General features: G+C 62.6%; 14 protein-coding genes. 10 read left to right on the top strand and 4 right to left on the bottom strand.

Translation table 11 applies throughout. The annotated features are described in order from the left end of the window. The first annotated feature begins 2 nt into the window (after positions 1-2). From tmk to JNO51_RS13245, 5 genes are all read left to right on the top strand, one after another. Positions 3-623 (top strand): dTMP kinase, encoded by a 621-nt coding sequence (gene tmk / locus JNO51_RS13265; protein ID WP_215778018.1) that lies wholly within the window; start codon positions 3-5, stop codon positions 621-623. Beyond that, positions 623-1,597: a DNA polymerase III subunit delta' gene (locus JNO51_RS13260; protein WP_215778016.1), complete on the top strand. Its 975-nt coding sequence runs from the start codon at positions 623-625 to the stop codon at positions 1,595-1,597. The genes tmk and JNO51_RS13260 overlap by 1 nt, the downstream gene beginning before the upstream one ends. Before the next feature lie 34 nt (positions 1,598-1,631). Continuing rightward, entirely contained in the window at positions 1,632-2,423 is a 792-nt protein-coding gene (locus tag JNO51_RS13255; protein ID WP_215778014.1) for a TatD family hydrolase, read from the top strand. Continuing rightward, positions 2,420-3,196 (top strand): MBL fold metallo-hydrolase, encoded by a 777-nt coding sequence (locus JNO51_RS13250; RefSeq protein ID WP_215778011.1) that lies wholly within the window; start codon positions 2,420-2,422, stop codon positions 3,194-3,196. Before JNO51_RS13255 ends, JNO51_RS13250 begins: the two co-directional genes overlap by 4 nt. Positions 3,197-3,299: 103 nt before the next feature. Then, on the top strand, positions 3,300-4,514 hold the full coding sequence (locus JNO51_RS13245) for a dicarboxylate/amino acid:cation symporter (RefSeq protein WP_252346088.1): 1,215 nt from the start codon (positions 3,300-3,302) through the stop codon (positions 4,512-4,514). Positions 4,515-4,575: 61 nt separating this feature from the next. Here JNO51_RS13245 and trpS read toward each other — a convergent pair whose 3' ends face one another. Next, entirely contained in the window at positions 4,576-5,607 is a 1,032-nt protein-coding gene (trpS, locus tag JNO51_RS13240) for a tryptophan--tRNA ligase (protein ID WP_215778006.1), read from the bottom strand. A gap of 215 nt (positions 5,608-5,822) precedes the next feature. Beyond that, positions 5,823-6,644, bottom strand: coding sequence for a pyruvate, water dikinase regulatory protein (locus tag JNO51_RS13235; RefSeq protein ID WP_215778003.1), 822 nt, complete (start codon positions 6,642-6,644; stop codon positions 5,823-5,825). Between the two features lie 298 nt (positions 6,645-6,942). Between JNO51_RS13235 and ppsA the strand changes: the two genes are divergently transcribed. Then, positions 6,943-9,330 (top strand): phosphoenolpyruvate synthase, encoded by a 2,388-nt coding sequence (gene ppsA, locus JNO51_RS13230; protein WP_215778001.1) that lies wholly within the window; start codon positions 6,943-6,945, stop codon positions 9,328-9,330. Positions 9,331-9,495: 165 nt separating this feature from the next. Then, positions 9,496-10,356, top strand: a complete 861-nt coding sequence (locus JNO51_RS13225) for a DMT family transporter (RefSeq protein ID WP_215777999.1) — start codon at positions 9,496-9,498, stop codon at positions 10,354-10,356. Here JNO51_RS13225 and JNO51_RS13220 read toward each other — a convergent pair. After that, on the bottom strand, positions 10,353-13,100 hold the full coding sequence (locus JNO51_RS13220) for a ricin-type beta-trefoil lectin domain protein (protein ID WP_215777997.1): 2,748 nt from the start codon (positions 13,098-13,100) through the stop codon (positions 10,353-10,355). The two genes, JNO51_RS13225 and JNO51_RS13220, sit on opposite strands and share 4 nt — an antisense overlap. 291 nt (positions 13,101-13,391) lie before the next feature. On the opposite strand from JNO51_RS13220, the gene JNO51_RS13215 reads away from it, so the two are divergent. Together JNO51_RS13215 and JNO51_RS13210 are read left to right on the top strand one after the other, a co-directional pair. Continuing rightward, positions 13,392-13,850 carry a CesT family type III secretion system chaperone gene (locus JNO51_RS13215; RefSeq protein ID WP_215777995.1) on the top strand — a complete coding sequence of 153 codons (459 nt, stop codon included), beginning with the start codon at positions 13,392-13,394 and terminating at the stop codon, positions 13,848-13,850. Positions 13,851-13,893: 43 nt separating this feature from the next. Continuing rightward, complete coding sequence (locus tag JNO51_RS13210; protein WP_215777992.1) at positions 13,894-14,412, top strand: hypothetical protein; 519 nt, start codon at positions 13,894-13,896, stop codon at positions 14,410-14,412. A gap of 58 nt (positions 14,413-14,470) precedes the next feature. On the opposite strand, the gene mfd is transcribed toward JNO51_RS13210, so the two are convergent. Beyond that, positions 14,471-17,875 carry a transcription-repair coupling factor gene (gene mfd, locus JNO51_RS13205; protein ID WP_215777990.1) on the bottom strand — a complete coding sequence of 1,135 codons (3,405 nt, stop codon included), beginning with the start codon at positions 17,873-17,875 and terminating at the stop codon, positions 14,471-14,473. 125 nt (positions 17,876-18,000) lie between these two features. Between mfd and JNO51_RS13200 the strand changes: the two genes are divergently transcribed. After that, complete coding sequence (locus JNO51_RS13200) at positions 18,001-21,240, top strand: EAL domain-containing protein (protein WP_252346087.1); 3,240 nt, start codon at positions 18,001-18,003, stop codon at positions 21,238-21,240. The last annotated feature ends 29 nt before the right edge of the window (positions 21,241-21,269 follow it).

Raw genomic sequence — 21,269 nt, 5'->3', positions numbered from 1 at the left:
TGATGAGTCCCCGTTTCATCACGCTGGAAGGTATTGACGGCGCCGGCAAGAGTTCTCATCTGGACTTCATCCGCCAATGGCTGGCCGAGCGCCACATCGATGCCGTCTTTACCCGTGAGCCGGGCGGTACCGTGCTGGCCGAGAAACTGCGCGCGCTGCTGCTGGCACCGGAAACCGAGGTCTCGCTGGAAACCGAAACCCTGCTGATGTTCGCCTCGCGCCAGGAGCACATCCAGCGCGTGATCCGGCCGGCGCTGGCCGCCGGTCGCTGGGTGGTCTCCGACCGTTTCACCGACTCTTCCTTTGCCTATCAGGGGGGCGGGCGTGGCCTGCCGTCCGCACGCATCGCCGTGCTGGAAGACTGGGTACAGCAGGGCCTGCAGCCTGATCTGACCTTGCTGTTCGATGTGCCGATCGAGGTGGCCAAGGCGCGCATGGCCGGGGAACGTACCCTGGATCGTATCGAACGCGAGCAGCAGGATTTTCATCAGCGTGCACGACAGGCCTATCTGGATCGTGCCGCCACTTTCCCGCGATTCTGTGTGCTGGACTCGACCCGTCCGCTGGCGGTGATCCGCGACGATATCGCCGCCCGTCTGACCACCCTGCTGGAGTCTGTCTGATGCGCTATCCCTGGCAAGCGGAGGATTGGCGGCGCATCAACCTCGAACGCGAGCGCCTGCCGAATGCCTGGCTGCTGACCGGCCTGGCCGGCATCGGCAAGGCCGCCTTTGCCGAAGAGCTGGCGCGCTCGCTGCTGTGCGATTATCCCGCCGCCGATCATGCGGCCTGCGGCGAATGCGAGTCCTGCCGCTGGTTTGCCCTCGGCAGCCACCCCGACTTCCGCCGCCTGTCGCCGCTCACCGAAGAGGACGAGGAAAAGACCAGCCGCAAACTGCCGGTCATCAAGATCGAGGCCGTGCGCGAGGTGATCGAATTTGCCCACCTGACCTCTCATCGCCAGGGGCAGCGCGTGGTGCTGGTCGAGCCGGCCGAGGCCCTCAACCCAGCCGCGGCGAATGCCTTGCTGAAAATCCTCGAAGAGCCACCGGCCGATGTGCTGTTCCTGCTGGTGGCCCATGCGCCGCAGCGTCTGCTGCCGACCATTCGCAGCCGCTGTCGTCAGTTCGCCATGACCGCTCCCTCGCAGGAGCAGGCCCTGGCCTGGCTGCGCCAGCAGGGGGTGGCCGATGCCCAGACCGAGCTGGCCCACCACGGCGGCGCCCCGCTGTTTGACCACGACCCGGCGCTGAGCACCGCCCGGGCGGCATTCATCGACGGGCTGATCCAGCCGAGTCTGGCCAATGTGCTGCAGATGGCCGAGCGTGCCGACAAGCAGAAACTGCCGCTGGCTGTGCCGCTGGAGTGGCTGCAGATGTGGCTGCATGATCTGGCGGCACTGCGTCTGTCCGGCATCGTGCGCTATTACCCCGATCATCGCGTGGCGCTGGACAATCTGGCCCGCCGAGCCGACTTGCCGCAGCTGATGCAGGCGGCAGCGGCTCTGGATCGTCTGGCCCCCTATGGTCAGCACACGCTGAACGTCCGGCTGCAGCTCGAGTCTGCGCTGATGGAATATCTGAAAATTTTTGCCTGAGCGCGCCGTGACGCCGCTCACTGAAGGATGCCCCATGCTGGTTGATTCGCACTGCCACCTGAATTTCCCCGATCTCGCCAATCGCCTGCCCGAGGTGCTGGACGCCATGCGCGACCAGCAGGTCAGTCATGCGCTGGTGATCGGTGTGACCCTGCCCGATTTCCCTTCGGTGCTGGCCCTGGCGGAACAGCACGACAATCTGTGGGCCACGGTCGGCGTCCATCCGGACAATCCGGAGGCGGTCGAGCCGTCCTGCGAGCAACTGATCCAGCTGGCCAGCCATCCGCGGGTCGTCGGCATCGGCGAAACCGGTCTGGACTATTACTGGTGCAAGGGGGACCTCGGCTGGCAGCATGAACGTTTTCGTACCCACATTCGCGCGGCACGTGCCTGCGGTCTGCCGCTGGTCGTGCACACCCGCGAGTCGGTGGCCGATACCCTGCGTCTGCTCGAAGAAGAGCAGGCCGGCGAGTGCGGCGGCGTGATGCACTGCTTTACCGAAGACTGGGCCAGTGCCCGGCGTGCCCTGGATCTGGGCATGTATATCTCGATTTCCGGGATCGTCACCTTCAAAAATGCCGCCCAGGTGCAGGAAGTGGCCAGCAAGGTGCCGCTTGACCGCTTGCTGGTGGAAACCGACTCCCCTTACCTGGCCCCGGTGCCGCACCGTGGCAAGCAAAACCAGCCGGCCTATGTGCGCCATGTGGCCGAGTTCATCGCCGCACTGCGCGGGGTGCCGTACGAGACGCTGGCGCGGGCGACCAGCGAGAACTTTTTCCGCCTGTTTGCCAAGACCGGCGTCCAGGTCGCAGAGGTCACGCCATGAGTCAGTCTGTCGAAGCGATCGTGCTGGGCTGCGGCTCCAGTTCGGGGACCCCGGCGATCGGCTGTGGCTGTGAGACCTGCCGCTCGACCGATCCGCGCAATCAGCGTCGTCGTGCCAGCCTGGCGGTACGCGCCGGCGGGCAGACCTTCCTGATCGATACCGGCCCCGACCTGCGGACCCAGGCCCTGGCGCACGGCATCGACTGGCTGGATGCCGTACTCTACACCCACCCGCATGCCGACCACCTCAATGGCATCGATGACCTGCGCGCCTTCTGCTATCGCCGCAAGGGCGCGCTGACCCTGTACGGCAATGCCTTTACCCTGGACAACATCCGCCAGCGTTTCGGCTACGCGCTGCAGGCCCCCTCGGCGCACTGGGACAAGCCGGTGCTGGAGCCGGTGGTGGTGACCCAGCCCTTCGAGCACGGCGGGGTGCGTCTGACCCCGCTGCCGCTGGAGCATGGCGCCTGGCCCTGCCTGGGCTGGCGTATTGGCGACATGGCATGGCTGACCGACCTGTCGAACATTCCCGAGGCCACGATGGACAGCTTGCAGGGCGTGCGGCTGTTATTCCTGGACTGCCTGCGCCAGACGCCCTATCACTCGCACCTGTCGGTCGCCGAGTCCTTCGAATGGGCAAGTCGCATCGGGGCCGAGCGTACCGTGCTGATCCACATGACCCACGAGCTGGAGTATCACGCCTTGCAGGCACAATGCCCGCCCGGTGTCGAAGTTGGCTACGATGGCCTGCGGATTCGGCTGGACGCCTGATGCCAAAATAATATCCAAAAAAACATTTAATAATCATCGATTTGACGTGTAAAAATTCGCAGTCGAGACTGGGCGTTTTTCTGAACTCGATATGGGAAAACACGTGGCAATTTTTGCTCGAAAATCACTTCCGCCCTGGCTGGTGATTCTGCTGTCGATGGTGTCCGGCGTGCTCGCCGGTCTGCTGCTCGGCCAGCAGGCTCAATGGCTCAAGCCGCTCGGTGATCTGTTTGTCGCCCTGATCCGCATGATGGTCATGCCGGTGATCTTCGTCTCGCTGGTCTGTGCGGTCACCGCGCTCAACGATCTGTCGCGCATGCGTCGCATCGCCGTCAAGACCCTGCTGATCTATGCCCTGACCATGATGCTCTCGGCCATCCTGTCGATGGTGCTGGCCGAGACCTTCGCGATCGGCAAGGGTTTGCACTATGCGCACCAGTCGGTGGTACAGGACATGGCGATGGACTGGTCCAGCCTGATGCCGACCAACCCGGTGCAGGCCATGGCACAGGGCCAGGTCCTGCCGGTGATGCTGTTTTCCCTGCTGTTCGGTCTTGCGATCAATCTCTGCGGCGAGGCGGCCCGGCCGGTGACGCATTTCTTCGATGCCCTCAACCAGGTGATCTTTCGCCTGATCAGCATGCTGCTGCGCCTTGCCCCGCTCGGGGTGTTCGCCCTCATGGCCTGGGTGACAGCCAATAACGGCCTGGGTATGCTCAGTCAGCTGGCATCGCTGGTCGGCACGCTCTATCTGTCCTGCCTGCTGGTGCTGACCGTGGTCTATGGCGGTCTGTTGCGCCTGGCCGGCCTCAACCCGCTGCCCTTCATGAACAAGATGCTGCCAGTGCAGTTGTTCGCCTTTTCCACCTGCAGCTCCAACGCCGCGTTGCCGATGACGCTGGATACCGCCAACCGGCTCGGCGTGCGCCAGACCATTTCGGCCTTCGTTCTGCCGCTGGGCTCCACCATCAACATGAACGGGCTGGCCACCTATCTCGGGGCGGTGGCGATCTTTGCCGCCAATGCAGCCGGGGTCGAGCTGTCTCTGCTACAGAAACTGATGGTGGTACTCACCACCACGCTGGGCGCCATGGGCGCGGCCGGTGTGCCGGGAACCGGTCTGGTGGTCATGAGTCTGGTGCTCAGCAGCGTGGGCCTGCCGCTGGAGGTGATTGCCATCGTCGCGGCCGTTGACCGCATCATCGACATGATCAATACCTCGACCAATATCTCGGGTGATGCGCTGGCGGCGGTGCTGGTGGCCAAAAGCGAGGGGGAGTTTGACGATGCACGCTATGCCGAAGTGTCGCGCGCCTGAGTAAGGCGCAAAAAAAGCCGGAGCACGCGCGGTGCTCCGGCCGGGGATCGTGCAGGCAGGCTCAGAAGTAGTTGATGCCCATGGCGCCCTTGACTTCAGACAGGGTGCGGCCTGCCGCTTCGCGCGCCTTGTTGGTGCCTTCCTTCAGCATGGCCATGACCTGCGCCGGATCACGGGCGAACTCTTCGCGGCGAGCACGGATCGGCGCCAGCAGGGCCTGCAGGATTTCCTCCAGACGACGCTTGATCACCATATCGCCCAGGCCGCCACGGCGGTAATGCGCTTTCAGCTCTTCCACCGCAGCGGTATCCGGATCGAACACATCCAGGTAGGTGAAGACCACATTGCCCTCCACCTGACCCGGGTCGGCCACGCGCAGGTGATTCGGGTCGGTGAACATCATCTTCACGGCCTGGCGGATTTCGTCTTCCGAGGCCGACAGCGGCAGGGCATTGCCCAGCGACTTGGACATTTTGGCCTTGCCGTCGATACCCGGCAGACGTGCACCGTTTTCCGGCACCAGGGCACGGCATTCGACCAGGATCTCGTCATTCACGCTGTTGTTGAAGCGACGTACGATTTCATTGGTCTGTTCGATCATCGGGATCTGGTCGGCACCAACCGGCACCACGGTGGCCTTGAAGGCGGTGATGTCGGCCGCTTGCGCTGCCGGATAGGTGAGGAAGCCGGCAGGGATGTCGCGCTCGAAACCGCGCAGCTTGATCTCGTCCTTGATGGTCGGGTTGCGTTCCAGCCGTGCCACGGTCACCAGGTTGAGGTAGTAGGAAGACAACTCGGACAGTTCCGGCACCAGGCTCTGGATGAAGATGGTGCTCTTGGCCGGATCGATGCCGGCAGCCAGATAGTCCAGCGCCACCTGCAGCACGTTGTCGCGCACCTTGACGTAATTGCCCATGTTGTCGGTCAGGGCCTGGGCATCGGCCAGCAGCAGGAACTGCGGGCAGACCTCCTGCAACACCACACGGTTTTTCAGCGAGCCGACATAGTGGCCCAGGTGCAGCGGGCCAGTGGTCCGGTCACCGGTCAGAATAATGTCCGAGGCCGTAACCGGTTTGTTTTCCTGTGTTTCCATCCGCAATCTCCGTTTTCAGATTTCTGGAGGCGGCCGGTGAAGCCCGGAAACAAAAAACCCGGGGTCGCCTGGCCGGCTGCCTCCGGGTGTTTGGGGTACGACTCTCCCGGGCGCCTAGTTGTGGCGCCACCACCAGTTGGAGAGGCGTGTGCTTGAATTCGTCATGCGGGCTATCAGACCACGTTGCCCGCTTTCCGTCAAGGGACCCAATGTTTTCAGAAATGTCTCTCTAGCGTGGCCTTGTGCATGATGGTAGAGGCAATTTCCTCGATGGATTTGTGCGTGGTGCTGATGAAGGGCACGGCATGCTGGCGGAACATCGATTCGGCCTCGTTGACCTCAAAGCGGCAGTTGTCCAGGCTGGCGTAGCGCGAATCCGGGCGCCGTTCGGAGCGGATATGGTGCAGCCGGGCAGGGTCGATGGTCAGTCCGAACAGCTTGCTGCGATAGGGCAGCAGGATCTTCGGCAGCGAGGTGGTGTCCAGGTCTTCCGGTGTCAGCGGATAGTTGGCGGCCTTGATGCCGTACTGCAGGGCAAGGTACAGACAGGTCGGGGTTTTGCCCGAGCGCGATACGCCAACCAGGATCACGTCGGCCTCGGCCAGATCCTTCAGTTTGACGCCGTCGTCATGGTTGAGCGAGAAGTTCACCGCTTCAATACGGTGGTCGTACTTCTCTTCGCTCACCATGCCGTGCGCCTTGCCCATGGTGAGCGAGGCGTTCTGACCGAGTTCGGCTTCCAGCTCGCTGATGAAGGTCTCGAAGAAGTCGATCACCAGCGCATTGTCGATCTTCAGCACCCGGCGGATCTCCGGGTTGACGATACTGGTGAACACCAGTGGCTTGTGATGATCGATCTGCGCCCGCTCGCGGATACGTGCTGCCAGCGCCTGCGCCTTCTCCACGGTGTCGATGAACGGAACCGTCTCGCGATGGAATTCCAGCGTGTCGAACTGGGTCAGCAGCGTCTGCCCCAGCGACTCGGCCGTGATGCCGGTACGGTCGGAAATGAAAAAGGCGGAACGTTGGTGTGGCATGGATGCACCTGTTTGCACGATAAATCCGGAATTCAAGTATACCGCGTTGTTGTCATGACGCTCGGGTTGTCATGCAGGTTTTCTCAGGGGTGAACCCGCGCCCCTTGTAGTTTGAAGACTACATTAACTTTATGTGAAGATATTTTTACGTCAACATTATGCAGGTGGAATTGTCGGAAATGCGCCAGAAAGCCCGGTATATCAGGATTGTGCGATGCAAAATGCACTACGCAAAGCCAGGGTTATTCGGATAGAATCTCGGCTTCTACCGTTCCAATCCAAAACAGGAAATGAAGTGATGGCAGAGAATTACGTGATCTGGTTCGAGCATCTGCGGATGACCGATGTCGAGCAGGTGGGCGGCAAGAACGCCTCCCTGGGGGAAATGATCAGTCAGCTGGCCCATTCCGGCGTCCGTGTTCCGGGCGGTTTTGCAACCACCGCCGAAGCCTACCGTGATTTCCTGCAGCACAACGGCCTGGCAGACCGCATCAATCAGGCGCTGGCCAAGCTGGATATCGAAGACGTGACCGAACTGGCGCGTGTCGGCAAGGAAATTCGCCAGTGGATCATCGATACCCCCTTCCCGGCCAAGCTTGAGCAAGACATCAAGACTGCCTGGGACAAAATGGTCGCCGATGCCGGCAACAGCGACATCTCGGTCGCCGTCCGTTCCTCCGCGACCGCCGAAGACCTGCCGGACGCGTCATTCGCCGGTCAGCAGGAAACCTTCCTGAATATCCGCGGGCTGGACAATGTCAAAGAGGCGATCAAGCATGTGTTCGCCTCTTTGTACAATGACCGCGCCATTTCCTACCGCGTGCACAAGGGCTTTGCCCACGACGTGGTCGCCCTGTCGGCCGGCATCCAGCGCATGGTGCGCTCGGACTGTGGCGCCGCCGGTGTGATGTTCACCATCGACACTGAATCCGGCTTCGAAGACGTGGTGTTCATCACCGCCTCCTATGGCCTGGGCGAAACCGTGGTCCAGGGTGCTGTGAACCCGGACGAATTCTATGTGCACAAGCCGACCCTCAAGGCAGGTCGTCCGGCCATCCTGCGCAAGAACCGCGGCTCCAAGCTGATCAAGATGGAGTTTACCGACGCCTCGCAGGCTGGCCGTTCGGTGCGTACCGTCGACGTGGAAGACAAGGACCGTCTGAGCTTCTCCATCAGCGATGCCGAAGTCAGCGAGCTGGCGCACTATGCCCTGATCATCGAAAAACACTACGGTCGCCCGATGGACATCGAGTGGGGCCGTGACGGGATCGACGGCAAGCTGTACATCCTGCAGGCTCGTCCGGAAACCGTGAAGTCGCAGGAAAACCGTGTCGAGACCCTGCGCCGCTACCGCCTGAAGAACAAGTCGAAGATCCTGTGTGAAGGCCGTGCCATCGGCCAGAAGGTCGGCCAGGGCGTGGTGCGCCTGATCAAGAGCGCAGCCGAAATGGATCGCGTCAAGCCGGGCGACGTGCTGGTGACCGACATGACCGACCCGGACTGGGAACCGGTCATGAAGCGTGCTGCGGCCATCGTCACCAACCGTGGCGGCCGTACCTGCCACGCGGCCATCATTGCACGCGAACTGGGCATTCCGGCCGTTGTCGGCTGCGGCGATGCCACCGATGTGCTGTCGGACGGCATGCAGGTGACCGTGTCCTGCTCGGAAGGCGATACCGGCAACATCTACGATGGCCTGCTGGACATCGAGGTGATCGATCTGGCGCTGGACAAGATGCCCAAGAGCCCGGTCAAGATCATGATGAACGTCGGCAACCCGGAACTGGCCTTTGACTTTGCCCAGCTGCCGAACGAAGGCGTGGGTCTGGCTCGTCTGGAGTTCGTCATCAACCGTCAGATCGGCATCCACCCCAAGGCACTGCTTGCATTCGACCAGCAATCGGATGAGCTGAAGGCCGTGATCCGCGAACGCATCGCCGGCTACGCCAGCCCGGTCGACTTCTATGTCGACAAGCTGGCCGAAGGCATCGCCACGCTGGCCGCTGCCTTCTATCCGAAAAAGGTCATCGTGCGCATGTCGGACTTCAAGTCCAACGAGTACGCCAACCTGATCGGCGGCCAGGCCTACGAACCGCACGAAGAAAACCCGATGATCGGTTTCCGCGGCGCGGCGCGTTATGTGTCCGAATCCTTCCGCGACTGCTTCGACCTCGAATGCCGTGCCATGAAGAAGGTACGCGACGAGATGGGCCTGACTAACGTCGAGGTCATGATCCCCTTCGTGCGTACCCTGGCGGAAGCCGAGAAGGTGGTCGAGCTGCTGGCCCACAATGGCCTGAAGCGCGGTGAAAATGGCCTGCGCCTGATCATGATGTGCGAGCTGCCGACCAATGCCGTTCTGGCCGAGAAGTTCCTGCAGCATTTCGATGGCTTCTCCATCGGCTCCAATGACATGACCCAGCTGACCCTGGGGGTGGACCGCGACTCCGGCGGCCCGATCGCCTCGACCTTCGACGAGCGTAACGAAGCGGTGAAGGCCATGCTGTCGATGGCGATCTCGGCTTGCCGCAAGCTGGACAAATACATCGGTATTTGCGGCCAGGGCCCGTCGGACCATCCGGATTTCGCCAAGTGGCTGGTGGAAGAGGGGATCGAAACGGTCTCGCTCAACCCGGACACCGTGGTAGAAACCTGGCTCTACCTGGCCAAGGAACTGAATCAGTAAGGCCTTTGGCCTGGCAAGGACAAACCGCCTCCGGGCGGTTTTTCTTTGTTTGTCGCAGGCCGCGCGCCATGGGGGGCAATTTTCCGAGTTGTCTCATTCGACAGCAGGCGGCCTGGCAGGCGACAATATGCAGACAAAATAATCAAATATGAATTAGGGATTGCCGTGCCGTATGTTGCCATTCTGACCGCCATGTTCCTGTGGTCGAGTACCTTTGTCGTGCTCAAGCTGGTGTTTGCTGTCTTTGATCCCATGGTGGTGCTGTTTGCCCGCATGCTGGTGGCCTCGCTGTGTCTGGGCCTGCTGGTCTGGTGGCGCGGCGGCGTGCGTTTCGACTACCGGGCGGGGGACTGGAAGTGGCTGCTGGCCATGGGGCTGATCGAACCCTGTCTGTATTTCCTGTTCGAAGCGCGGGCGCTGCAGTACACCAGTGCCTCCCAGGCCGGCATGATCACCAGCGCCATGCCGTTTCTGGTGGCCCTGGGCGCCATGCTGTTCCTGCGCGAGAAAGTGTCTTTGCACAAATGGCTGGGCTTGTGTCTGTCCTGTGCCGGCATCATCTGGCTGACGCTGGGCAGCCATCCGGACGAACATGCGCCCGACCCCTGGCTGGGCAACCTGCTGGAGCTGGCCGCCATGTGCTGCTCGGCGGCCTTCGTACTGATTGTCAAAAAACTGTCGGACCGCTACTCGCCGCTGGTCATGACCGGCATGCCCGCCCTGATGGGCTGTCTGTGGTTCGGCGCCGGCATGTTGTTGCCCGGCGTGCAGCTGCCGCAGCATTACCCGCTCGGCGCCTGCCTGCTGATCCTCTATCTGGGCGCCGGGGTGACCCTGGGTGCCTATGGCCTGCATATCTGGGCGGTGACCCGGGTGCCCGTGACGGTCGCCGCCTCCTTCAACAACCTGATCCCGGTCATGACCGTGCTCAGTGCCTGGATTGTCCTGGGAGAGACCCTCAGCCTGCCGCAGATGCTGGCTTGTGCCCTGGTGCTGCTGGGGGTGCTCATCGGCCAGCGACGTTAGCGCGTGCTGTCTTGCCAGTACCAGCGCGCGGCAAATCCCGAGTAACCCTGCGGGTCCAGCACGACCTCGCCTTGTGCACTGCGACGCAAGCGCAACGGCGCCTGGTCCAGGCTGTCCAGCTGATGACTGTCGTTATGGAACCAGTGCCGCAGGGCCTGCTTATCCCGGCAGTCACCCAGCAGGACCTGATTACCCTGACGCAGCAGGCATTGCTGCGCATGGCGCTCATTGATCAGCCGGTATTGTCCGTCAATGCGCCAGCGTTGCTCACTGGCCCCGGGCTGGCAGGTGGCCAGCACCACACGCCAGACGCCCTCGGCCCGCACGCTCAGACACTGCTGACTGTCATGCCAGCGCAATGGCCTGAATGGTCGGGCGCCAGCCATATTGAACCCTTGTCCGCGGTATCCCGGCGCATCCTGTCCCCAGCGTTGCCCGGGAGAGGCCCATTCCAGTGCCCGTATCCCGCCCAGGGCATTGGGCATGGCGATCGGGGCCCGGGTCGGTTGCCAGCGGTAAAATTGAAACAGGTCTGCCACATCCGCCTGTCCAATCCGCAGCTGCGGCCCCTGCGCCTTGCCATCGACGATCAGCGACAAATCAGGACTGTCGCGCAGGGTCAGTTGCGCACCGGCCTCTCCACCACCCAGATGCCCGTAGCGCGGGGTGCGCCAGTGCCATTGCTGATCCGGCGCCTGATCCTGGCAGGGCTGCATGGCGGCGTAACCGGTCAGGCGAAACCCTCGTTGCAGGTAGCTGTGGTGTCGTTCCTGGCCAAGCCGGGCACGGTTTCTGCCCAGACACAGCCCGGGCAGGGCAGGGCTGCGCAACTGACCGTTATCGAGTAATGACCAGCGCTGGAGCGGCTTGCCCGGGTCACAGTCTGCGATGCCGACCCCGCGTTCCTGCGGGTCAAAACCGGGCGGGCGTCCCGCCAGAATTTGCAGGCACTGCTTGGCCGTTTGTCGCGCACTGGCACCGCCAAGCAGAGGAATCATCCGTCCGGCGGCGTCAGGCAGGGAGTGCGGTGTGGTGCCGGGCTCTGTTGCACGTGGTGCCGGTGCGGGCTGCTGACCGAAGGGCTCGATTTGCCAGCCGCTGCGCAGACCCGGCGCGCGCGGGCGGACAAAAAACAGCTGTCTGTCTGGCGAGGTGGCCAGCAGGTGCAGGTCCTCGCTCAGCAGGGCATTGAAGCTGGTGCTGAGGACCTGCTGCGCACTGCCTGTGATGCTCTGTATGGTCCAGCGCTGTGGTCGTCGGCCCTCGCGACAAGGCTGCAGAACCGGCATGGCGCTCGGTCTGGCCGGTTCTCCGCTGCTGTCCAGGCACCAGCCAGGATGCGCGACGTTACCAAGACGCCCCCGGATCAGTTGCCACTGCAGGCTGCGACGAGTGTCGCAGCGTTGCATGCTCAGCGGGATCGTCGTAGATGTCGCACCGGCAGCGCTGCCGAGGCAGTACTCCCCCTGACGCAGGCGCAGAACCGATTCGCCAAGGTGCGGCTGGCGGTTCAGCGTGAATTGCCAGGGGTCGAAGGCGGCGGCTTGGGCCGCCACCACCGGTCTGGCTCCCGGCGTCGTCACTGCCAGCGCTTGCCACTGCGACCTGAGTCGCTCGTCCTGCCCCCAGACCAGTACATTGCGTCGCTGTGGATCAAATTGCAGGCTCAAATGTGGCTGCGCCTGCGAGACCAGTTGACCTGAGCGCTGCTGCCACTGCTGGGCCGGTTCTCCCGGGCGGCGACGTACCAGCGCGGCATGGCTGCCGGCGCGCGCATCGTGCGCCGTTTCCGCCAGCCGCATCACACAGTGATCAGGATAAGGCAGGCTGTGCAGGGCACCGTGGCGGTCGAAGGCCCAGCGTTGCCCGGGTGACAGTTCATCGCAGCGTGCCACGAACAGCTCGCGCCAGCGGTGCTGCCCAACGGTCTGGTTGCCTGGAATGGCGCCTGTTTGCAGACATTGTCCCTGCTCGATCGACAAACGTTGAAATGTCAGATCCGGTCGCTCGCGTGCGGCCCGTGCCAATTGGCCGGCCAGTGTCTGCTCGGGACGATAGTACTGGCGGATGCTGGCCACATCCTGAGTCGACAGCTCCTGAAACCATCGTCCCGTGGCGTCGCTGCCGTGGCGCAGTCTCACCAGCAGGATGTCGTGCGGTTGACGTTGCTGGTCCAGTCGTTCTCCCTGCACGCCATCGTTGTAGGTGATCGAGTCATGATCGACCTGCTCGCGGGTATCGGCATAAAAGCCTCGTGCCCAAGGGCGCCGCTCGTGATCCATGATGGCCTGAAAGCGCTGGTTTTCATGCAGGAAACCCAGCGTATGCATCAGCTCATGCAGCGCAACGGCACGTGTTTTGCAATCGCTTCGATCGGTCAGCTGCAGCGTGGCATGGCTGTGATAGCCCACACTGGCGATGCCGCAAAGATGCTGATCCGGGTGGTCGGGCATCAGTGACATCCGGACGCGCTGCGGATGATCGGTGGAGGGCACGAACACCACGGCCTCTGCCGTGCGCTGACGAATGTGTTGCATCGCCTCCAACAAAACCTGCCGTGCGGCCGCATCCAGCGGGCGCCGTGTCTCGCTCTGGGCCGGATCACTGTGTGAGGCCTGCTCGATCAATTCGTAATACACCACGCCATCCGGCCACAAACGCCAGGTCTGGTCTTCGGCGATGGCCGTCGGCATGGCATGGCTCCAGCCCAATGCCGGCAGGCAGAGCAGGGTGAGGGCGCACATTCTGTTGTGTCTGGGAGAAAACACGTGCATCTGACAGGAACTCCTTGCAGTCATGAATGGGAAACGCGCTACAAAAGGGCGTGCAGCTTAGTCATGACTGGCTGCAATTGAATCTTCCCTTGCCGTGTTTTGGCTGTTATCGGCCGGTGCCTTCAGTCTCCACTGTCAGTTTTTGGGTCTCCCACCGCTGCCTGGGGCAACTTTTGCTAAAGACGGGACGTTTGCCAAAGCTCGCTGTCGAGCCCGGTGGCACGATGCCAGGCAAGTCAGTGGCAACTAAAGAGGCGGGAGATGCAGGATCTGGACAATTTCCATCGGGTGGTGGGTGAACTGCTGAAGCATATCGGCATGCCAGGATCGGGTTTTGTGGAAGGGCAGGAGATGCTGACGCTGGATGTGGATCAGCGCTACACACTGCATTTTGGTCATATCGATCGCGAGCATTGCTTTGTGCTGGTGGATCTGAGCGCAGCGCTGCCGGCTGCGTCGGAGGCCGTGTGGCGCCGCCTGCTGCAGGCTAATCAGATTGGTCCCCGACGCTGGCAGCCGGTGCTGGCGCTGGACGAGCAGGATCGCCTGACGATGTGGCTGCGCTTGCCGCTCAGTGGTTCGACCTTGCCACAACTGCTGGAGGCGTTTGACGGGCTGCTGGCCGAGGCGGCGGCGCTGTGGCTGCAGTTGACGGCACCGGCCAGTGGACCTGGCTCGGCGGGTGAACGCCGGGGGCCGCCGATCCTGCCTGGCCGCTGACTTTTAAAGCCGCTGTTATCTACGTTATCTGGAGGTTGAAATTATGAGTTTATTTGCCAGTGCCATGGGTCGTGCGCGTCTGACGACCGAGTCGTCTCCTAAAGTGATTCTGAGCCGCATGGAGAACTTGCAGGGTAGCTCCACCGTGTTGGTGAACGAATCGGGGAAGTTTTCGTACGGGGGTTCCAATATGTTCTGCTCCCGTGAGTCTCAGCAGCGAGCGGTAAAATTTTTGAATGGCAAGGGAGCCGATACCGCAGGCATGAAGTCGGCGTCGGTCAGAGATTTCCGACGTCTGCTGGGCCAGGGGGGCCGTCAAGCTGGCCAGACGGATGCGGCAAGCCAGACGGATGCGGCAAGCCAGACGGATGCGGCAAGCCAGACGGATGCTGGCAGTGCCGGCAGCAAGTTGCGGGCCAGAACCAACGTGGCCTTGCAAGCCGATGGTCTCTATGTGCGCATCATTCCGCGTCCCCAGTTCATCAACAGCGGTAGCAGCAGCAATTTGCTGGCCAAAACCAACGTGGCCTTGCAAATTAACCGCGCTATTTCACGGTCCTAAGCTTGTCGTCTCGTGCTGAAACCACCACGCCCTGCCGTCCTGGCAGGGCGTGGTTTGGTCAGCTCAACTCCTTGAACAGCTCCTTGACCCGTACCACGCGCAGGGCCACGTCCTCGATGCCGACCTCGACGCGCAGCTTGTCCTGGCCGGCCAGTTTGTAGTTTCGCTTGCTCTGGATCAGGCTGATGATCTTCATCGGCTCGATCGGCGGGTTGGCGATGAAGGTCAGCTGGATGGCGCTGTCGCTGGCATCCACTTTCTGCACCCCCAGCTGTTTGGCGGCCAGCCGCAGGCGGTGGCTGTCGATCAGTGTCTTGACCGGCTGCGGCGGCAGGCCGAAGCGGTCGACCAGCTCTTCGTGAATGGCGTCGATCTCGCTGTCGGTTTCGCACGTGGCCAGCCGCTTGTACAGCACCAGCCGTTCGTGCACGTCCGGACAGTAGTCTTCCGGCAGCAGAGCCGGGCCATGCAGATTGATCTCGGTGGTCACGCCCAGCGGGGCATCCAGATCGGGCTGACGGCCCTTCTTCAGGTCGCGCACCGCCTGCTTGAGCATTTCGGTGTAAAGCGCAAAGCCGACCTCCTGCATTTCACCCGATTGCCCTTCGCCCAGTACTTCGCCAGCCCCGCGGATTTCCAGATCATGCATGGCCAGATAGAAGCCGGCGCCGAGTTCGCCCGACATCTGGATGGCTTCCAGCCGCTTGGCGGCGTCTTTGGTCATGCCATCCGGGGTCAGCAGATAGGCGTAGGCCTGGTGATGCGAGCGGCCGACCCGGCCACGCAGCTGGTGCAGCTGGGCCAGGCCGAACTTGTCGGCACGGTTGATCAGGATGGTGTTGGCATTGGGGATGTCGATGCCGGTTTCGATGATGGTCGAGCACAGCAGCACGTTGAAACGCTGCTGCAGGAAGTCGCGCATTACCTGCTCCAGCTCGCGTTCGCGCAGCTGGCCGTGCGCCACGCCGATGCGCGCTTCCGGAATCAGCTCGGCCAGCTTCTGGTGCATGTTCTCGATGGTGTCGACTTCGTTGTGCAGGAAGAACACCTGACCGCCGCGCTTGAGTTCGCGCAGCATGGCTTCGCGGATCACGCCATTGGACAGTGGCGAGACGAAGGTCTTGACCGCCAGACGGCGCGACGGGGCGGTGGCGATGGCGGAGAAGTCGCGCAGGCCTTCCAGCGCCATCGACAGCGTGCGCGGAATCGGGGTGGCGGTCAGGGTCAGCACGTCAACATTGGCGCGCAGGCGCTTGAGCTGCTCTTTCTGCCGTACGCCGAAACGGTGCTCTTCGTCGATGATCACCAGACCGAGGTTTTTGAATTCGATATCCGGCTGCACCAGCTTGTGGGTGCCGATGACGATGTCGACGGCGCCGGTTTTCAGACCCTCCAGTGCGGCCTTGCTCTCCTTGGCCGAACGGAAGCGGGACAGTTCGGCAATCTTCACCGGCCAGTCGGCAAAGCGGTCGCTGAAATTCTGGAAGTGTTGCTCGGCCAGCAGGGTGGTCGGCACCAGCACGGCCACCTGCTTGCCGCCCATGACGGCCACGAAGGCGGCGCGCAGCGCCACTTCGGTCTTGCCAAAGCCGACATCGCCGCAGACCAGCCGGTCCATCGGCTTGCCGGAGCACATATCCTCAATGACCGCCTGGATGGCGCTGGCCTGATCCGGGGTTTCTTCGAAGCCGAAGCCGGCGGCAAAGGCGTCGTAATCGTGGTGGGCCAGCGAGAAGCTGTGGCCTTCGCGTGCCGCACGCTGGGCGTACAGATTGAGCAGTTCGGCCGCGGTGTCGCGCGCCTTCTCCGCGGCCTTGCGTTTGGCCTTTTCCCAGGCCGGAGCGCCCAGCCGGTGCAGCGGGGCGTTGTCGCTGGCACTGCCGGCATAGCGCGAGATCAGCTGTAGCTGAGACACCGGCACATACAGTTTGGCGTTGTCGGCGTACTCGAGCTGCATCATTTCGCTGGTGCCTTCGCCCAGATCCATGGAAACCAGACCCATGTAGCGGCCGATGCCATGCTGCTCATGCACCACCGGGTCACCGATCTTGATCTCCGCCAGGTCGCGCAGCATGGCGTCTGACTGGGGTTTGCTGCGCGCGCGCCGGGTCTGGCTGCGCGCGATATGCTGATAGAGCTCGGTTTCGGTGATGACGGCGATGGCCGGTTCACGCAGGCAGAAGCCACGATACAGCGGCGAGACCGTCAGCATCAGCGGCGCCTGGCCGCCGAGGAAACCTTGCCAGTTGTCGGTGGTTTGCGGCTTGAGGCCATTTTCCGCCAGAAACTGCAGCATGGTTTCGCGTCGCCCCATGCTTTCGGCAATCAGCAGCACGCGACCGGGCTGTTGCTGCAGGAAGGCCTGCAGACGGTGCAGCGGCTGTTCGGCACGGCGATCGACCGCCAGGGCGGGCAGCGACTGGATGCCGGCCGTCGCTTCGCCGTCGCGCGGCAGCTCGTAGCGCGCGAAGTCTTTCAGGCGGCGCATCAGGTCGTCGGGGCGCAGGAACAGTTCGGCCGGCGGCAGTACCGGGCGTTCGCTGTCGCTGCGCGCCATCAGGTAACGGCTGTCGACATCGCGCCAGAATTGCTCGGCCTCCGCCACGTCAACGTGGTGCAGCACCACCAGGGCGTTGTCGCCGAGGTAGTCGAACAGGGTGGCGGTCTCGTCGAAGAACAGCGGCAGATAGTATTCAATGCCCGCCGGAAAGAGTTGCTGCGAGACGTCGCGGTAGATGCGGCTTCTCGACGGGTCGCCTTCGATTTTTTCACGGTAGTGCTGGCGGAAACGGGTGACGCCGTCTTCGTCGGCCGGATACTCGCGTGCCGGCAACATGCGGACTTCCGGCACCGGGTAGAGGGTGCGCTGGCTGTCCGGGTCGAAGGTGCGCAGGGTCTCGATGTCGCGATCGAACAAGTCAATGCGGTAGGGCAGCACCGAGCCCATCGGAAACAGGTCGATCAGGCCGCCGCGCAGGGAGAACTCGCCCGGCACCATGACCTGGGTGACGTGGTTGTAACCGGCAGTGACCAGATCGGCGCGCAGTGCCTCGACGTCGAGGGTCTGGCCGGTCTGGAGGAAGAAGGTGCGGCCGAGCAGAAAGGACACCGGCGGCAGCCGGGTCATCACGGTCGACAGCGGTGCCAGCACCACATCGCACTCGCCATGGCGGATCTGCCAGAGGGTGGCCAGGCGTTCGCTGATCAGGTCGCTGTGCGGCGAGAAATGATCGTAGGGCAGGGTTTCCCAGTCGGGAAACAGCGCCACGCGCAATGCCGGATCAAAAAAAGGGATTTCCGCCTGCAGTCGCTGTGCGGACTGGGCATCGGCGGTCAGGATCAGCAGCGGACGTTCTGCCTGGCGGGCCAGGCCGGCCAGCCACGCGGCATCCACGCCTTCCGGCAAGGTGCCGAGGCGATGTTTCTGTCCTGGGGAAGGAATTTCGGGGTATTTGTCCAACATAAATTGCTTCACATTCATGGCGCTCACGGTATTATACCAGCAGCCCGATGGCTGTTTCAGAAAGGTTCCCGGCAGGAAAGACCGGTTGACCGGCCGCTCGGGAGACAATGAGGGAATCTGCGGGCGTGAATGCCAAAAGACTGTCCGATGCAGGGGCCTTCCTCTGCTTTCTTGCCGCCCTGGCCTTTTGGCCCCGGGCGCCGCTGGCTGCCATTTCACTGGCCTCCTTTCTGCCGCACGCTTTTTTTGCCGCCAGCGTGGTGCGTGCGCGTCGCGCGGCACCGGTGCTGTGGTGGCCGCTGTGTGCTTTCCTGGCCATGCTGCCTTTTTCTCCGCCTGGCTGGGCCGCCTGTCTGTCGCTCTCTTTGTATGGGCTGGCTGCCGCTCTGTCGCTGCTGGGGCTGACCACGGAGCGCGAGTCGCTCGACAGTCCGGCCAGTCTGCTACGCCTGGTACTGCGGCTGATTTTCTATCCGGCGCTGTTGCTGGCGCTGTCGCTGTCCCTGCTTTCCCTGCTGTTTGACGTGTCGCTGCATCTGCTGGCCTGGGGCGGCATGGTGTGGGGCTGCGCCAGTCTGTGCCTGTGTGCGCTGGTACCGCCGGCGATGAGCGACGAAGCGCCGGAGCGTCGTCGCCTGGTGGAGCTGCTGCTGTATGGCCTGCTGACGCTCGGGATTGGTCTGGCGCTGTATCCGGGACGCCATCTCTTGCTGTTTCCCAGTGCCCTGTTGTTCCTGCCGGTGATCGTGGTGGCTGCCTATCGCCTGACCTGGCGTGGCGTCGCGCTGGTCTGCGTGATGGTGATGGTGCTGCTGACGGGGTTCAATCTCGGCGGCACGACGTATGGTGCCGTCGCCGATGGGCTGGTGCTGTTGTCGGCCGAGATCATGGGGCTGGTGGTGGCGGCCGTGGTGGCAGTGCAGCGTCGGCATGAGCGCAGCCTGGGCGAGTTTCAGGCGCGGGTTGAAGCCCTGGTCAACAATAGTCCAAACCTGATGGCCTTCAAGGGGCCGGATGGTTGCTATGCCATGGTCAATCGTGCCTACGCCGCCCATGTCGGTCTGGCGCCGATCGACATGATCGGCAAACGGCCGAGTGAACTGTTTCCGGTCGAGATGGCCAGCAAGATTCGCGCGCAGGACGAGATGGTACTGCGTTGCCTGGAACCGCGGCAGTTTGAATACGATGTCGAGGTGGCGGGCCGCAATTACTATCTGCTGGTGTCCAAGTTCCCCTTGTTTGATGCCCAGGGCCTGCCGGCCGGGATTGGTTCGGTGGTGACCGACATCACCGAATCACGCAAGCAGCAGCAGGCGGTTCAGGAAGCCGAGCAGAAGTATGGCGCACTGATTGAGCAGTCGCTGGCGGGGATTTTCATTTTCCAGGATGACCGTCTGGTCTATCTCAATGACAAGCTCGCCGAAATGCTCGGCGGCAGCAGCGAGTCGCTGCATGGTTGCCGCCTGGAGGACATCCTGCCGGCAGAGGAGCTGTCGCGCATCCGCGAGCAGGTCCGTCTGCGCTTTGACCAGCAGTTGCCGATCATGCATTACACCACCCGCATCGTGCGCCGCGATGGCAGCCTGCTGGATGTCGAGGTGCACAGCCGCCTGTTCGACTATAACGGCCGTCAGGCCAGCATTGGTTTTGCACTGGATATCTCGGACCGCATCGCCGCCGATGCCAATCAGCAGCTGACCGCCAAGGTATTCGAGACCTCGGCCGAAGGCATTCTGATCTGTGATGCCGAGCTGCGCATCATTGCGGTGAACCGTGCCTTTACCCGCATTACCGGCTATCAGCGCGAGGAAGCGCTCGGCAAGGTCTCGCGGGTCTTCAGTGATGAGCAGCGTGATAACTATGCGCAGATGATGAGCGCGCTCAGCAGCCAGGGCTACTGGCGTGGCGAGATGCTCGACCGGCGCAAGAATGGCGAGTGGTATCCCGCCGAGCTGTCGCTGTCGGTGGTGTTGGATGCGCAGGGCATGGTGGTGAACTATGTCGGCCTGTTTGCCGATATCACGGTGCGCAAGCAGGCGCAGGAGCGCATGCACTTCCTGGCCAATCACGATCCGCTGACCCGTCTGCCCAACCGCAGTTGCCTGATCTCGGCGCTGGAAGATCGTCTGCTGTCGATGGTGGAGGGCGAGGGCAAGCTGGCGGTGATTTTCATCGATCTGGATCGCTTCAAGCTGATCAATGACTCGTTTGGTCACCAGTCGGGGGATGAGCTGCTGCGTGTCATTGCCATTCGTCTGGCCAATGCGATCGGTGATCGCGGCATGCTGGCGCGGCTGGGGGGCGATGAGTTTACCCTGCTGGTATCGGATTTCGAGGGCCAGGCAGATCTGTCGGCGATTGCCGAGCAGGTGCTGGGGGTGCTGGCCAAGCCGCTGCGTCTGGAGGAGCACGAGGTGTATGTCACCGGCAGTATCGGTGTCAGTGTGTATCCCAATGACGGTGCCGATGCACGTACCCTGCTGAAAAATGCCGATGCCGCGATGTATCGCGCCAAGGACTCCGGCAAGAATACCTATGAGTTCTTCGATGCCGAGATGAATGCCCAGACCGTGGAACGGCTGGTGATGGAGAACAGTCTGCGGCTGGCGCTGGAGCGCGATGAGTTCGAGCTGCATTTCCAGCCGCAGGTCGATGCCAAGCGCCGCGAGCTGGTCGGGGTCGAGGTGCTGCTGCGCTGGCGTCACCCGCAGCTGGGACTGGTGGCGCCGGGGCGCTTCATTCCGCTGGCGGAGGAAACCGGTCTGATCAAGCCGATCGGCGCCTGGGTGCTGCGGCATGCCTGTCGCCAGCTGACCGCCTGGGATCGCGAGGGTTTGTCGGTGCCGCGTGTGGCGGTCAACCTGTCGGCTCGCCAGTTTGAGCAGGCCAATCTGATCGGTCTGGTGGCCGAGGCGCTGCAGCAGACCGATCTGGCGCCGCACCGGCTGGAGCTGGAGATCACCGAGAGCATGATTATGCAGAATCCGGTCGAGACGGTGCGGATTCTCAATGAGCTCAAGCATCTGGGGGTGAAGCTGGCGATTGATGATTTCGGGACCGGCTACTCGTCCTTGTCGATTCTGAAGCGCTTCCCGCTGGACTCGCTGAAAATTGACCGCTCCTTTATTGATGGTCTGCCGCAGGATGGGGATAGTGCGGCGATTACCGAGGCGGTGCTGGCGATGGCACGCAAGCTCGGCTTTGCGGTGGTGGCGGAAGGGGTGGAACACGAGGGGCAGGCCAATTTCCTGCAGAATATTGGTTGCGATACGCTGCAAGGGTATTACTTCGGCAAGCCGATGCCCGCCGAGCATTTTGTTGCCTGGCTGGCCGCGGATGAGGAGATCGTGCAGCCGGCGCGCTGAGATCGTGGGCTCTGTCGGGCATTGCGGTT

The organism is Paludibacterium sp. B53371, from assembly GCF_018802765.1.
Taxonomy (GTDB): domain Bacteria; phylum Pseudomonadota; class Gammaproteobacteria; order Burkholderiales; family Chromobacteriaceae; genus Paludibacterium.
Note: the sequence above shows the minus strand (reverse complement) of the source record. Positions and strands in the feature narration are given on the sequence as shown.

Coding starts and splice junctions, on each gene's coding strand:
- tmk (WP_215778018.1), top strand. CDS start 3: ATGAGTCCCCGTTTCATCACGCTGGAAGGTATTGACGGCGCCGGCAAG.
- JNO51_RS13260 (WP_215778016.1), top strand. CDS start 623: ATGCGCTATCCCTGGCAAGCGGAGGATTGGCGGCGCATCAACCTCGAA.
- JNO51_RS13255 (WP_215778014.1), top strand. CDS start 1,632: ATGCTGGTTGATTCGCACTGCCACCTGAATTTCCCCGATCTCGCCAAT.
- JNO51_RS13250 (WP_215778011.1), top strand. CDS start 2,420: ATGAGTCAGTCTGTCGAAGCGATCGTGCTGGGCTGCGGCTCCAGTTCG.
- trpS (WP_215778006.1), bottom strand. CDS start 5,607: ATGGAAACACAGGAAAACAAACCGGTTACGGCCTCGGACATTATTCTG.
- JNO51_RS13235 (WP_215778003.1), bottom strand. CDS start 6,644: ATGCCACACCAACGTTCCGCCTTTTTCATTTCCGACCGTACCGGCATC.
- ppsA (WP_215778001.1), top strand. CDS start 6,943: ATGGCAGAGAATTACGTGATCTGGTTCGAGCATCTGCGGATGACCGAT.
- JNO51_RS13220 (WP_215777997.1), bottom strand. CDS start 13,100: ATGTGCGCCCTCACCCTGCTCTGCCTGCCGGCATTGGGCTGGAGCCAT.
- JNO51_RS13215 (WP_215777995.1), top strand. CDS start 13,392: ATGCAGGATCTGGACAATTTCCATCGGGTGGTGGGTGAACTGCTGAAG.
- JNO51_RS13210 (WP_215777992.1), top strand. CDS start 13,894: ATGAGTTTATTTGCCAGTGCCATGGGTCGTGCGCGTCTGACGACCGAG.
- mfd (WP_215777990.1), bottom strand. CDS start 17,875: ATGTTGGACAAATACCCCGAAATTCCTTCCCCAGGACAGAAACATCGC.